The sequence below is a fragment of the Pseudoalteromonas sp. 2CM28B genome, from assembly GCF_023161935.1.
The window spans coordinates 20229-34735 of sequence record NZ_JALNTH010000009.1; the positions used below are offsets into that span (position 1 = coordinate 20229).

General features: G+C 38.6%; 16 protein-coding genes and 1 pseudogene. 6 read left to right on the plus strand and 11 right to left on the minus strand.

Going from position 1 to position 14507, the window contains the following annotated elements:
* Positions 1 to 90 precede the first annotated feature (90 nt).
* Positions 91 to 590: pseudogene (locus MTN96_RS13935) on the plus strand (fasciclin domain-containing protein).
* Between the two features lie 155 nt (positions 591 to 745).
* Positions 746 to 1459 (plus strand): flagellar brake protein, encoded by a 714-nt coding sequence (locus MTN96_RS13940; RefSeq protein WP_036982509.1) that lies wholly within the window; start codon positions 746 to 748, stop codon positions 1457 to 1459.
* A gap of 74 nt (positions 1460 to 1533) precedes the next feature.
* Here MTN96_RS13940 and lepB read toward each other — a convergent pair whose 3' ends face one another.
* From lepB to aceK, 4 genes are all read right to left on the minus strand, one after another.
* Positions 1534 to 2142 (minus strand): signal peptidase I, encoded by a 609-nt coding sequence (gene lepB, locus MTN96_RS13945; RefSeq protein WP_308200630.1) that lies wholly within the window; start codon positions 2140 to 2142, stop codon positions 1534 to 1536.
* A 430-nt stretch (positions 2143 to 2572) separates the two neighbouring features.
* Entirely contained in the window at positions 2573 to 2827 is a 255-nt protein-coding gene (locus tag MTN96_RS13950; protein ID WP_008113615.1) for a DUF2999 family protein, read from the minus strand.
* A gap of 86 nt (positions 2828 to 2913) precedes the next feature.
* A complete protein-coding gene (locus MTN96_RS13955; protein ID WP_248531972.1) occupies positions 2914 to 3876 on the minus strand; it encodes a zinc-binding dehydrogenase in 963 nt (320 codons plus the stop codon).
* Between the two features lie 396 nt (positions 3877 to 4272).
* Positions 4273 to 6054, minus strand: coding sequence for a bifunctional isocitrate dehydrogenase kinase/phosphatase (gene aceK, locus MTN96_RS13960; protein WP_248531974.1), 1782 nt, complete (start codon positions 6052 to 6054; stop codon positions 4273 to 4275).
* 117 nt (positions 6055 to 6171) lie between these two features.
* On the opposite strand from aceK, the gene MTN96_RS13965 reads away from it, so the two are divergent.
* Positions 6172 to 7119 carry a LysR family transcriptional regulator gene (locus MTN96_RS13965; RefSeq protein ID WP_036982498.1) on the plus strand — a complete coding sequence of 316 codons (948 nt, stop codon included), beginning with the start codon at positions 6172 to 6174 and terminating at the stop codon, positions 7117 to 7119.
* Between the two features lie 109 nt (positions 7120 to 7228).
* Positions 7229 to 7675 (plus strand): hypothetical protein, encoded by a 447-nt coding sequence (locus MTN96_RS13970; RefSeq protein ID WP_036982496.1) that lies wholly within the window; start codon positions 7229 to 7231, stop codon positions 7673 to 7675.
* An 11-nt stretch (positions 7676 to 7686) separates the two neighbouring features.
* On the opposite strand, the gene icd is transcribed toward MTN96_RS13970, so the two are convergent.
* The 4 genes from icd to MTN96_RS13990 all read right to left on the minus strand — a co-directional run bounded on the left by icd (position 7687) and on the right by MTN96_RS13990 (position 10794).
* Positions 7687 to 8937, minus strand: a complete 1251-nt coding sequence (icd, locus tag MTN96_RS13975; RefSeq protein WP_069439535.1) for an NADP-dependent isocitrate dehydrogenase — start codon at positions 8935 to 8937, stop codon at positions 7687 to 7689.
* A gap of 253 nt (positions 8938 to 9190) precedes the next feature.
* On the minus strand, positions 9191 to 9856 hold the full coding sequence (locus tag MTN96_RS13980) for an NAD(P)-binding protein (protein WP_248531976.1): 666 nt from the start codon (positions 9854 to 9856) through the stop codon (positions 9191 to 9193).
* Between the two features lies 1 nt (position 9857).
* A complete protein-coding gene (locus tag MTN96_RS13985; RefSeq protein WP_248531978.1) occupies positions 9858 to 10283 on the minus strand; it encodes a hypothetical protein in 426 nt (141 codons plus the stop codon).
* 103 nt (positions 10284 to 10386) lie between these two features.
* Positions 10387 to 10794 carry a hypothetical protein gene (locus MTN96_RS13990; RefSeq protein ID WP_248531985.1) on the minus strand — a complete coding sequence of 136 codons (408 nt, stop codon included), beginning with the start codon at positions 10792 to 10794 and terminating at the stop codon, positions 10387 to 10389.
* Between the two features lie 413 nt (positions 10795 to 11207).
* On the opposite strand from MTN96_RS13990, the gene MTN96_RS13995 reads away from it, so the two are divergent.
* A complete protein-coding gene (locus MTN96_RS13995) occupies positions 11208 to 11375 on the plus strand; it encodes a hypothetical protein (protein WP_007375427.1) in 168 nt (55 codons plus the stop codon).
* Positions 11376 to 11497: 122 nt separating this feature from the next.
* The gene (locus MTN96_RS14000; RefSeq protein ID WP_138563640.1) at positions 11498 to 12331 is read left to right on the plus strand and encodes a transporter substrate-binding domain-containing protein; all 834 of its coding nucleotides are present in this window, start codon (positions 11498 to 11500) and stop codon (positions 12329 to 12331) included.
* A gap of 50 nt (positions 12332 to 12381) precedes the next feature.
* Here the strand turns inward: MTN96_RS14000 and MTN96_RS14005 are convergent, their stop codons facing one another.
* From MTN96_RS14005 to MTN96_RS14015, 3 genes are all read right to left on the minus strand, one after another.
* Entirely contained in the window at positions 12382 to 12963 is a 582-nt protein-coding gene (locus MTN96_RS14005; protein ID WP_036982490.1) for a YceI family protein, read from the minus strand.
* A gap of 1 nt (position 12964) precedes the next feature.
* Complete coding sequence (locus MTN96_RS14010) at positions 12965 to 13516, minus strand: cytochrome b (RefSeq protein WP_248531987.1); 552 nt, start codon at positions 13514 to 13516, stop codon at positions 12965 to 12967.
* Positions 13517 to 13663: 147 nt separating this feature from the next.
* Positions 13664 to 14506 (minus strand): ScpA family protein, encoded by an 843-nt coding sequence (locus tag MTN96_RS14015; RefSeq protein WP_248531989.1) that lies wholly within the window; start codon positions 14504 to 14506, stop codon positions 13664 to 13666.
* Position 14507 lies beyond the last annotated feature (1 nt).

The following is a 14507-nucleotide window of genomic DNA, read 5'->3' on the forward strand; positions in this document are numbered from 1 at the left end:
CAATGACCCACCCTTTTTTAAAAAATGATCGTAAGCTAGCAACCCTGCGCAATATTTAACCGACAAATAATCAATTTAAAGGAAAGTAACATGTTTAAGAAAATAGCGTCTGTTCTGACTTTTGTATTAGCAAGTTTAACCCTATCTTCAGCAGCTCATGCCGATCACCATGGATGAAAAAAGATATCGTTGATGTAGCTGCTGCCAATGGTTCTTTTTCAACACTCGTTGCAGCTGTCAAAGCGGCAGGCCTCGTTGATACGTTAAAAGGAGATGGCCCTTTTACTGTATTTGCGCCAACTGATGAAGCATTTGCTAAGCTACCAGCAGGTACCGTTGAAAACCTTCTTAAGAGCTAAAATAAAGACAAGTTAACTGCAATTCTTACCTACCATGTGGTATCAGGTAAAGTAATGGCTGCAGACGTTGTAAAATTAGACAGTGCAACGACCGTGCAAGGCCAGTCTGTGAATGTAACCACCAATGATAGCTCTGTCATGATCAACAGTGCCAACGTAGTAATGGCAGATGTAAAAGCCAGCAATGGCGTGATTCATGTCATTGATACTGTTTTGTTGCCAAAAGAGTAACAACCTAATCTCAACAGCGGAGTAAAATACTAACTCCGCTCACTATTATAAGCACAAAATATCGATTTCTTTTACTAAATGCCCTCTTTTATACTAGTGATTTTTACACTATATTAAAAGATAATTAAGCATCTGTTAATATTGAGAAAGTGTTTGTGGAAACAAATAAAAATAATACTACTGTTGAAGATAAGCCAACTGAAGATCAAAAGAAGTTTTTCCTCGATTTACTCCCGGGAAAGATGATTGATATACAATTTAACAATCCCATTCAGGTTCGCTTTAAACTCACTTTAATCGGCTACGACACCGGTAAATATTTAATATTAAAATACCCTGCTCAAGCAGGTAAAAATGATTACAGCGACATTTTAGTTGAAGGTAATGGGGCTATTGTACGTTATATCATTGAAGACGAACGGGGCGAATGTGTTGCTTTTTCAACCAGCATATTAGCGATTTCATTTCGCCCAGAACGATTAATTTATTTAGCTTACCCTAAAAAAATTGAAAGCCGACAATTACGTGAAACTAGCAGGTTGCCTACACACATTCCGGCTAAAATTAGTTTACATAAAAGCGATATTGATGCTGATAGTAAAAGCTTATTGCACGGTTTAATTATTGATATTTCTCCGAGTGGTTGTCGCTTTGCTATTCACGTAAGCTCTGGATTTGTTGCACTAAAAAAACGTCAAGTTTTTGTGCATATACTTTCTCCATTAGACAACGAGCCTGTTATTATTACGTCTTACATTAGGAATAACCAAATGAAAGGCAACCGCCTTAGCGTTGGTATAGAGTTTGATGCTTCAGAGCAAGTTAAGCTTAACAAGCTATTAGAAGCTTACTCGATTGATATTGATTAATGCCTTAAATAATCCTACCTGCAAAAACAGCAATGGCTAACCAATCTTGCTTAGCCATTATAATAGTAAGTTTTTTATTCTAAACGCTTCAAAAATCGGTCACTTTTTGGCAAGTAGTAATCATCATAATCAAGCGAGACAATCACACGCTCTGCCCGACCAAGCAACTCATCACGTGTAATTAATCCAATAACCCGTGAGTCCGCACTGTTATCGCGGTTATCACCCATAACAAGATAATGATCTGCTGCTATCGATGTTGCCGGAAACTGCACTAAGCTTGCTGCCGATTTGGTAAGCCGTATGGTATGAGCATGCCCCTTTAAGTGCTCAGTTTTATCTAGCCACTGAATGCTCTTGTTTAAAGTGCTATAACTTACTTTCTCACCATTAATGGTCAATTCGTTGTTTTGAAATGAAATTGTATCACCTGGTGTGCCAATAACGCGTTTTATTAAACGGTTACCCGCCACCTTAGAATCAAATACAATAATATCGCCGGTTTTTGGTTCTGCCAGTCTTAACAGGGATACATGCGTAAATGGAATACGTAAATCATACGCCATTTTATCGGTAAGGATTCGGTCGCCTTCTTCAATAGTCGGTTTCATTGAACCTGTTGGTACTTCGTACCAATCGGCGACGGCACTACGAAGCACGCTCATTAAAATAATAAAAACAATAGGGCCTGTTGACCTTTGCGGATTGGAGTTTGTTCAAACAAGGGGCGATTTAATCGCGGCGCGAGGTTTGTAACCTAGTGGGCTAAGTAAAAACCGAGTAACAAAGAGTTAATCGCCCCTTGGAAGAACCCTTTGGGCAATGCCTGTTTGGCATTGATGCTACGTTATCGCCTATTTGTGGGGAATAACCACACCACATAGGCTCTGCCTTGCTTAAATACCAAACAGACTACTGCAAATTCAACCTTGAAAGGTTAACAGGCCCTTAAGAACGGTTATTTTTCCAAAATTTATAAAGTCGCTTCATGTTTTGTCTCTGCTATAGGTTAAGTATTTATTTAATTGTATAAATGCAGAGCCGTTCAAATGAGTGTGTAACAAAACATGTTTAGGGATAGAGACATGCATAAAACATGTCTCTAAAGATAGTTTACTGTTGGTTTAACTTGTCTTTCGCTTCTTGTACTTTTGCAAAATCTAAACCTAATTCATCCGTTGCTTCTTTAATTAAATGAGGTTGGGTCATTACTACCGCCATCAATTGCTGAAGTTTTTCAGGTGGTATGCCCAGCTCTTGTACTAAAGCCATAGCCATCATTGGGTTTTGGGTAAATGCTTCAAATAATGCCGCTACTTTTTCATCGCTGACATTGTGCTCTTTTAATATTGCAATAATTGGATTCATTATTAACCTTAAAATCGAAATAGTTTGTTAAAGTATATGGCCTCATACAGGGATTAACAATATTAATCCCTGTGGCATTACTTGTTTCACTCTACCAATAATACAACTTTACCTGAGTTTTCATTACCCTCTAAAATGGCATGTGCCTCACTAGCTTGTTGCCATGGCATGGTTTTATAAATATTAAAGTCATACTTTTGATTGGCAATATCATCATAAAAGCGCGCTACAAATGCATCTTTTAACGCACGTTTAAACGCGATACTGCGATTACGTAATGTCGAGGCATGAAACGAAATGCGCTTTTGTAATAAGCGTGCAAAATCGACTTCGGCAAAGCGACTATCTAAAAATGCGAGCATTACAATCTGACAATCCATTGCGGCCACTTTGGCATTTTTATTCAAATAGCGGCCAGAAACAGGATCGACTATGGCGTTTGCACTTAAGTTATGTGCCTTCATATATTCAACAAAATCAGTGGTTTTATAATTAATCACATGGTCAGCACCTAAGCTTTTAGCGTGTTCACATTTTTCATCAGACCCTGCTGTTATTACCACCTGTGCACCGGCACTTTTTGCCATTTGAATAGCCGCTCCGCCTACGCCACTGGCACCGGCATGAATAAGCGCCGTTTGCCCTGATTGTAGTTTTCCTAACTCAAAGAGTGCGCCAAAGGCAGTTAAATACACTTCACTTATAGCAGCACCTTGTGCCATAGAAATATTATCTGGCAATTCCATTAATTGCTGCGCATCTACCGCGACATATTCACTGTACGCACCACCGGCACATAGAGTAAAAATACGCTTATCTTGCCATTTAGGGTCTACCTCACTGCCAAGCTCACACACGGTACCTGCACATTCGAGTCCTAGTATAGGGCTATCCCCTTCAGGAGCAGGATACTTACCTAGGCGCTGCATACAATCGGCGCGGTTAACGCCAATCGCTGCTACTTTTACCAGTACTTCATTACTGCTAATCTTCGGCTTGTCGGTTTGTTCAAACGCTAACTGCTGATCTTGATGTGAAATGTACTGCATAAATCTCCTCGTATTTTATTCTATTTGATTTTCGCCATACTTCGGCTTCAACTAACTCGTTATTTTCTGTGTAATATAATTAAAGTGTGTAGCGGTTATTAATTTTATTGATGTAACCTCGGGGTTTTAGCACTGGCAAACACAAAGCCTGACAAAAAAGCGAAGCCAACTAATATAAACCTCATAATACTCCTTTTGGAGTTAACAGCGCCTTAAGTACAAAAATTCAGCGCTGATTTAATCAGTTTATTGGCCTTTGTGGACTAACCTTTGTTCAATTTAGGCCGAACTCGTTGGGCAGTGCATGTTCTGCATTTATGCTGCGTTATCAGCAATTGCAGGGGAAGCCTTGCCTAAAAACACAACTTCGAATTTAACTATGAAAGATAAACAAAACTATAAATTATTAAAGCGCCAGCTTTGTTTATAAGGATATACATCAGGAAGCTGACCTTGCTCAATACCTTGCTGAGTCATTTGCCAGTACTTTGCCGTAAATAAGTCACTATGATAATGATTAAAATGGCTAAAGGCACTGCTGCTGGCACTAAAAAACACCTTAAATTGACTCGGGAATATATCATTTTGGTCTATATCAAAATAAGAATGTGAGCTTAATTCCTCTAACGCGTTGTCAGTATTTGGCACTTCTCTAAAATTACAATCAGTAAGAGGGCAAATTTCATCGTAATCATAAAATACCACTCGCCCCCAACGTGTCACGCCAAAGTTTTTCATTAGCATGTCACCGGCAAAAATATTTGCACTGGCAAGCTCTTTTATCGCTTTACCATAGTCAACCATCACCTGCTGCAGTGATTTACTGGTACATTGACCGATATATAAATTAAGCGGTGTCATTTTTCGCTCAACATAGACATGTTTGAGTATTAACGCTTTGCCCGAAATAATTAAGCTATTACCAATGTGTTTTTTCATTTCAGTAAGCAGTTCATCACTAAAACGACTTAAATCAAAGGCTAGGTATCTAAATTCATGAGTATCAACTAATCGCCCTACTCTATCAGCCTGTTTTACAAAGTTATACTTATCTTTTACCTGCTGTTTTGTCGCCGTTTTTGGTGCACTAAACTTATCTTTTATTACTTTGTACACATAGTCTAGGCCATCAATTGTAAAAACAAGCATCACCATACCTGGTGTACCTGGTGCTAAATGATATTTATATTGCTCGGGGCTACTTTTAGTCGTGTCCACCTTATAGCGATAAAATTCTGTTTTCGCATGTTTAATAAAACCAATCGCATTAAACAATTCAAACCGTTGTTTGTGAGGCATTAACACACTTAAGTAATCTACATACCGTGCAGGTTGGTCGGTATCTACCATAAAGTACGTGCGCGCAAAGCCAAACAACAAGCTCAGCTGATCAGCGCCCATCATTACAGCATCAATTGTAAGCCCGTCTGGGGTATTTAAAATGGCAATTGCAAAGGGCATATTATCGCCATTTTTAGCAATACATCGTCCTATTACATAACACGCTTTATTTCGGTAAAAGTGTGAGTTAGCGTACTCAATATAGCCGTCATTTAAACTTATTAGCTCATACACTTGTCGGCATTGTTGCTGCGCCCCTTGGGTTAACGTTGCTTGTAGTTTAGCTAAGTCCTCGTTTAAACTTTTAAATGGCACTCTAAACACTTGTTCATTAACTAAGGTTTTAACTGCGCTATCAAAGCCTTCTTTTAAGGAAATACGACTCACAAGCCCTTCATAAGAACGTGGTTGCCCCCGGTACTTTGCTTTTAAGACAAATAAATGCACCGTACGAATTTTTTTATCATCCCAAATAGCGCCAAAAGTAGAATTAAAAAACGTATGTGCAATTGGCTGGTTTTCATGCTCTTTAACCATTTCGCCATAAATATTTTTTGCACGTTGCCATGTTTGCGGACAGTTTAGTTCATCATAGGCAATCACTTTAACGGCCTCACTCACCTGCTTTACTTGACGCTCATATACTTGCAAGCGCGCTCGCATTGCCGCTTGCACCTCATGATATTGGCGTTGTTCAAAGCGACTTTGTGCCCCTAAAGTAATATTTAAAAACTGTGCAAACATAGCTTCAAAGCCAGCAAATACAGCGCGTGCTAACTTAGTGGCTATGAGTACTTGTATAGGATTGTGGGTAGACGTTAACGACGTGCTAGGCATAGTATAGGCGCTTCTATTTTTAGCAATTATGCTGATTATTTTTTATTAGAGGTTTACACCTTAGCAAGCACGCTTTAATTTAGATAATTAATACAGCAAATAAATAAAATTGATCATATGAATATAAGAAATGTCGATCTCAACCTACTCGTCTATTTAAATGTATTAATTGATGAAAAAAGTGTGTCTAAAGCGGCCAATAAACTCGCATTAACACAACCAGCTATGAGCAATGCGTTAAAACGCCTAAGAGATTTATTTGACGATCCTTTGCTGGTACGAGCTGCGGGCTCCATGACCCCAACAGCTAAAGCCCTTGCCCTTAAGCCCGAAATTGAAGCGCTGTTAAAAATGGCAGAAGAGATCACGCAACCAAGTGAGCAGTTTAATCCGGCTACCGCCCACGTGACGTTTCGTATTATGGCAAACGATTATTTAGAATCGACGCTAATTGCCCCCTTTATTTGCGAGCAGCTAGCTAAAAATCCGGGCATTGACTTCGATGTACTTAGCCCCAGCGACGTGAACCTACAGGATATGGAAAAAGGGACTATCGATTTGGCAATAAACCGTTTTAATGGTCTGCCGCGCTCTTTTCATCAAGCTACTGTATGGCGAGATAACTACTGTTGTTTAACCCATCCACATAATCCATTTTTAAACGATGCAAACTTAGACCAATACTTAAAAAGTGAACATATTTGGGTTAATCGAGCCGGCTGGGGCCCCGAACCCGCTGTCACCAATAAATCAGGTAAACAAAAATTAGGCTGGGTCGATGAGGCATTATGGCAATTAGAACAAACACGTAAAATAAGAGTGTTTACTCGTCATTACATGATTGCCAGTTTACTGTGTCAATCTGAGCAACTCATTGCAACCCTTCCGCGTCGTCAAGCAAAGCTTTTAACTAGCCATACTAATTTAGTGATTAGCCCTGTGCCATTTCAAATCGTCCCCATAGAAGTAAAAATGATATGGAGCCCGTTGTTACACCATACACCAGCGCACCAATGGCTTAGACGCGAGTTGTTGGCGTTTGCAAATACAGTGATTGATAGGTAAAGAATTAAAATATTGATAAAATCAATATCAGTTATTGAAAACAACAATTTCATTAATATTACACTTAGCGCTACAGTGAAGTTAAGCCAACAAACTAAGAGTAATAATTATGCAAACATCAGCAAGCTTCACACAACAAGACGGATTATTCATTGATGCAAATTTACATCAATTCATTGAACAACAATTGTGTCGTAAAACAACACTTCAAACGCAACACGTTTACCAAGCGTTAGCTACGTTAGTTGATGAGTTTGGGTGTACATGTCGTAAAACAAAACACCAAGAAAACGACATTCTCGACGTGAATACTTTATTAAATGCATATCAACGTAAAAGTCATCCACATTGTCATGTAGATGCACAAACAACCGCAGCGGTTCTAGATGAATACTGTTGCCAAGTGCCTGCAATTATTGTGGTTGCTTTAATGGATACGCTTAGTGGCACACTCTGTGATGAGCCAAGCGCCCATAAACTTTACCACAGAGCTGCAGAGCTGACAGAGCGTCCATGCGTTCATCGCAAGCAAACAGCTAACGCCTCTGCAGCGTAAAATGCTGCCCTTTAAAAGTGCTCGATAACCTTGTTGGCAAATTGTTTGCAACTTAAGGTTGTCGAGTTATGATTTGATTGAGCTAAATCAAATGTAACCTGTCCACTGGCAAATGTGCTTTCAAGCGCGTTTTCAATTAAACAAGCAGCCTCACTCCATCCCATAAACTTAAGCATTAACACCGCACTCAATAAGCTACTGCTCGGATTTGCTTTATCTTGTCCTGCTATGCGCTCAAATGTACCATGTGTGGGTTCAAAAAACGCAACTTCGGTATTTAAGTTTGCCGCTGGCATAATCCCTACTCCACCGACTTGTGCACTGAGCATATCGGCCAAAAAGTCTCCGTTTTGATTAGTGGTGGCCACCACATCAAATTGAGCAGGATCCATTAAACACTGCTGAAGCATATTATCGGCAATTACTTCTTTAATAACCAGCGGCGGTAAATCAGCACGTTGTATTTCAAGCCAGCGCCCGTTTTGATGCTCAACGGCAGCATATTCACGTTTGGCCAGTGCAAATCCCCAACGCTTAAATGCGCCATCGGTAAACTTAAGTACATTACCTTTGTGAACTAAAGTGACTGATTCACTATTATTTTTTAGGGCATAATTAATTGCATAGCGTATTAATCGCTCTGATCCCTCTTTAGAGATATTTTTAATACCTAAACCACATTCTTGGGTAAAACGAAGCCGTGTTACGCCCATTTCTTCACATAAAAAATCGAGCATTTTTTCACTTTCAACACTGCCCGCTTGCCACTCAATTCCTGAGTACACATCTTCACTGCTATCACGCAGCACAGTAATATGCGTGGTAAATGGGTTTTTTAAGGGTGACGGTAATGCACTAAATCCTTTAATGGTTCGCATATTTACATACAAATCCATTTCATGACGAAGCGCGACATTGAGCGAGCGAAACCCGCCTCCAAGCGGTGTGGTTAAAGGGCCTTTAATCGCGATTTTACACTCTCGTACTGCATTAATCGTTTCTTGAGGGAACCAATCACCGTCATAAAGCTTGGCAGCTTGCTCACCATTATAAACTTGCATCCAATGAATTTTGCGTCTTGGGCCATAACTATGCTCTATGGCGGCATCCACTACTTTTCGCATCACTGGCATCACGTCCAGCCCAACGCCATCACCATCAATATACGCAATAATAGGGTGTTCGGGTATATGCCACTGTCCTTGTTCATCAATAAGTATATTTTCACCATATTCTGGCACAGTAATATGTTGATATTGCATTGTTAACACCTAGAAAAACATCCTCTTTCCATTAAAGCATGTTAGTTAATAGGTGTCTGTAATTGCATTTTTATAATTGATATCACCGCAGCGAATAACTGCACGGTATTCACTATTAGTAAAAATGAGGGAACGATTTTTTAATCAAGATGGCATCAGACATTTTATTTAACACCCGACCAAATAGAACATTACTGAGTAGAGCATAAGTGCAGATTAATTTTAACCACCGGATAATTATAAAATTAACCTGCTAAATGAGATTATTTGTAATAGGCAAATAAGTATTTATTAAAACTATATTGGCTTTGTATAACCGCAATAACAAATCCAAGTCCGCAATTTGTTGATGTACATGGTGTAATAAAGACTGATCACGAGATTTTTTTGTGCTCAGTTTTATATTTTTGTTGGCTTTTTTTTCGGCTAATTGTAAATCCAGTATCCACTTTTTTAGCCAAGCTAGGATCATTTTGATAAAGTCCCATGGCGTAATATCTAAACTACCCTCCGCAGGATTTCCAGGTAATAAGAGGAAATCTATTGGCCATGTTTGCCATTGATCATTAATATATTCTTCTAGTGCTATAAAACTATGCGGCTTTAATGCTTGTTGCCATGTAGATAAAGGTGAATCGACTGGGCATTGTAACTTAGTGTAAACCGTTTCTATTGTTTTAAAACTATTTACATAAGCACCAAACCAAACATGTAAGCCATGCTCTTCAATACGCTGCCCACGAGCCGCATTACGATCACTTGCGCCTTTACCACCTAAACGCCAACCTTGTTGGTATATAGTAATAGTTCGATGCTGTTGCCAATCACGCTGCTCAGTTAAATCAGTGCAGCAGTCATAGCCGATACACCACCAATTATCACAATTTTTTCTTGGACTATGATAAATCCTTCTAAGCAATTTAAATTTTAGTTGTGGCTAACTGGTCAAAATCCATTTGAACATAAAATGGTAAGTGCAGCGTTTGACTACCTAACTTCAGACCAAACATATCGGCAAGGGGGAAACTATCTAATTTATTAAGATGTAAAGTAAACTCAGGTTTCAAAAATTTAAAATGATGTATTTTTTTAATCATAGAGGGTGAGTGCATTACGCTTTGGTATACCGCTGAATCACTACTGCCATCGGGAAATTGCTTAAACAATATTTGATCCATTTGTGGATTAACAAACCCACTCAATAGCTGCTTTAATAATGACAAATCAATGCCTAAATGTTTACGAGAAAACAAATTTGCTACTTGCTCACCAAAATCATCTAGGACAGAGAAAAAATCATTTTCCTGCCCCTGAGAATTTATTGTAATTGTAAATAGCTCATGCATTTGTAGCTTTGATTCAGTCGAAAAATGATCAATGCATTCTAAAGATAGTGAAAAATTCGAAAGCTCAGTTACACACTCGGGCATAATGTAATCACATAAGTATTTAATTATAGCCCCACGTTTCGCGACCATTAATGAGTGCATAAATGTTATTAACGCAGATAAATGCAGGATATAAATATAGGTAGGTTATATCCTCATCTTCAACTTTAGTGACAGGCAACCAGATGATAATATCTGTTTCTTGCATCCAACAATGCTGTTCGAAAGGCGGTGTCATTGAGACTATTTTTTCAATATCTGTAAATGTAATAAGTGCAAACTCGCCAAGTATTTTAAAACGAATATTCCCTTTAACGCCTACGTTTAGCGTTGAATCAATATATCTTTGTGATTTAGCTAATTCTATCTCAGCAAAAAAACCATACATAGTCGCAATGTGCATACGACAAGGCGGCTTTGCTATTGGATTAGATAAAAAATGTTGATATGGCGTAGATAGTGAGCTCATTTGACCCCCTCAGTTAAAAACTGAGTATAGTCAGGTATATTCGGGTCTGTTGACCTTTGCAAATTAATATTTATGGCTATATGCGAATTCCACTCGATTCAAAGTATTTTAATAAATTGCTTGCAAAGTAAAATGTTGTGAAGTAGTATCGCTGCTTGGCTATAAAAAGCCCTAGCGGTTAACCTCTTTACCCTGATCCAGTAAGCCCCGCAAAACGTATATTCAGAAGCTAAGTTATTGTACGGCGAGAACCCCTATTAATACCTTGATGATTTATTTTTAATATCATCGTAAAAGTGTCATAAAGATCGTCAACACTGTAATGAAGCTAAACACAATGTGATTATTTATCATCTGTAATGTGCTTTAAGAAAAAGCCCAGAATAAATAACAAAAATAAAGTGAGTTTTATTATGTCATACAAATATAACGGATCTATGATCCAAATAGCACATCCAGTGCAATCAATTTCGGTTAACAAACATCGTGTAATCTTTAGCGATACACAAGGTTTGAAAAATGCATTGTTTCAAAAAGCAAGTGATGCACGTCAATTTGTAAAGTGGCTCAAAGCCAGCTAATTATCATTGATAAGTTAAACACTTATAAATAAATCTAAATGCCAGCGTGAAGCTGGCATTTTACTTTTTGGTGTATTATTGACTACACTTAAATCCTTGTTTATTTATTCGTTGTAGTGCCAATGCGGTTTTCGTGGTTAATACTGTTAGTCTGTGTATTTTTAAGCACAAAGTGTAATGCCAGAACAATAAAATGGTTAACACATGATTTTGCGCCCTACTACATTATAAGCGGGCCGAACAAATCCCAAGGTCGTGACGAAAGTATTATTTCGCTTTTAGAACAGCAGCTGCCGCATATTATCTTTGAAAAAGTGATCATCCCCTCAGGTAAAGTGATTCAGGAACTCGCAAACCTGCAGTCTAATGCCTGTGCTTTGTCGCTCTATAAGAATAAATACCGCGAAGAGCGTGTTTATTTCACACATCAAAGCTCTACAGCAGGGCTTTCGCCATCGATTGCCATGCATACCAAGCTAAGTAGTGCGCTTGAGATTGAAGACGCAAAACCGGTGTCATTAACCAATTTATTAGTTAATAAAAAGCTTACCTTAGGTGTATCTATGAATCGCTCCTATGGCAGTGAAATTGATAAAATAATCAACACCACACCCGGTATAAATCTGGTCATTCGGCCAACCCGCGATACCCTCAGTACGTTAACATATATGCTTAACCTTAAAAGAATTGATATTTTATTAGGTTACCCAAGTGAACATTATTATTTAGCAAAAACAATGGGCTTTACTGATAATTTAACCCAGCGGGTGCTCACTGAAGCACCAGAAATAAGTTACGGTTACATTGGCTGTACTAAAAACGAGCAAGGTGCAGAGGATATTGCTACGCTTAATCAACAACTCAAACTGATTAAGCAGACTGAAGACTATAAACAGATATTAACTCGGTGGTTACCAAGTCATTTCAAACCCAAATTAGAAGCGCATTTACAATAATAAAAAGCTAAGCGTGTTACTAATTAGCGCTTAGCTTTTTTAAAATAGTCTTACTGGCGAATACCTTCAATAAATAAACCAATATCAACATGGGTAGATGCTGGGCCTAAGTTATAGTCAATACCGTAGTCGGCCAGTTTTAAGCTAGTTTCTCCTTCAAAACCAACACGGTAACCACCCCATGGATCTTTACCTTCACCAATTTTATCTATTTCAAAGGTAATTGTCTTCGTAACACCGTGTAGAGTAAAGTCACCGGTTACTGTGGCTTCTTCACCGTCTTCGTCAAACTTAATCGCTGTACTCTTAAAGCTTGCCTGTGGGTATTTGCTTACATTTAAAAAGTCACTACCACGTAAGTGTTTATCACGTTCTGCGTGATTTGAATCTAAGCTTGCCGTATCAATATTTACACTAATTTGAGACGCATTTGGATTTTTAGCATCGTAGTTAAATTTGCCGTCAAAGGAATTAAAACGCCCGTGCAGCCAGCTATAGCCTAAATGTTTAATCTTAAAGTTTACAAAAGCATGCGCACCTTTTGTGTCAATAACATAATCTGCGGCATTCGCAGTGGTCGCTGTCATAAACATCGCTGCTGATAACGCTGAAGTTAAAAATAATTTTTTCATTTTAATCATCCTTTTGTAATGTGATCATTCTAATTAATGTTTTATCTTTATCGATAAAGTGATGTTTTAGCGCACCTAACACGTGCAATACTACAAATCCAATTAATAAGCATGCGCTATAGAAATGGATTTGCCCAGCTATATCAGCCTGAGAATCAAACGCAAAGTCGATAGCTTTTACATAAAAAAAGCCAAATACTTCTATGGGTCGTCCATCAGCCGTCGAAATTAAATACCCTGACACCATAATGATCAGTAAAAACAGATACATTAAAATATGTGCTGTTTGGGCTAATTGATTTAACTGCTTGTTACTGCCAATCGGACTTGGTTTAACACTAAAGTGTCGCCATAACAGCCTAAAAACAAAAACCGCTGCTAAGCTAAGGCCAATGCTTTTGTGTAGGTCTAATGATCCTTTATACCAACTATCATAATAAGTCAGCTCAACCATATATAAACCTAAACCAAACAGACCAAACACGGTCAGCGCCATTAGCCAGTGGAAAAATATAGCCACCACGCCATAGCTGGTTTTTGAGTTTTTAAACATTCCCTACTGCCAATCTCTTATTTAGTAATAACACTACGATATAATGATTAAGTGGTGATTAAAATAGCATATGTAAACACTTATCGTGCGTATACGCACAGTAAATGGTATAAGGTTAGTATAATTGCAAATAACGTTGAGAAGGAATTAGCTAGCAGCTGACTCGTTAAGAGACACGTATATTTGGCTATCAGGTTCAACCTGTAAGCAGGCAATCAGGCCCTCTTTTATTAGTTCTAACATAGCGATAAAACTAACAACAACCCCACTGCGTCCCTCTTCAAAGGTAAATAGTTGAGTAAACGCAACCGGCGCTTTTGATTGGGATAAGGTATTTAAAATCAAGCTCATACGTTCACGCGTTGAAAGGGTTTCAGCGCTAATTAAATGATGCTCGAATGTTTTTGCACGCGCCATGACATCGCTTAGCGCTAACAATAAATCTTTAATGGCAAGGTCAGGTAATGGCTGGTTTTTTTCTGCTAGTTCTGGCACGCTTGCCTGCGCTATAAAGATATCGCGGCCAACACGAGGTAGGCTGTCTATATTTTCGGCCGCTTTTTTAAATTGTTCGTACTCTTGTAAGCGTTTTATAAGTTCGGCGCGGGGATCGTCTTCTTCTTCTAACTCTTCATGAACAGGCAGTAACAGCCTAGATTTAATTTGGGCCAGCAATGCCGCCATTACTAAATATTCACACGCGAGTTCTAGCTGGAACTCGCTCATCATTTCTACATATTTTACATACTGCTCAGTAATGCTAAAAATAGACAACTCAAGAACATCTAGCTTATGCTTTTTAATTAGATAAAGCAGCAGATCCAAAGGCCCTTCAAAGGTTTCTAAAATAACTTCAAGCGCATCAGGCGGGATATATAAATCTTCGGGTTTATCAACAACGGCTTTACCATGTAAAAAAGCCAGAGGGAGCTTTTGCTGCACTGGCATATCAGGTGTTGGCGTTGATGATAGCGTCTCAGACTGTTTCATT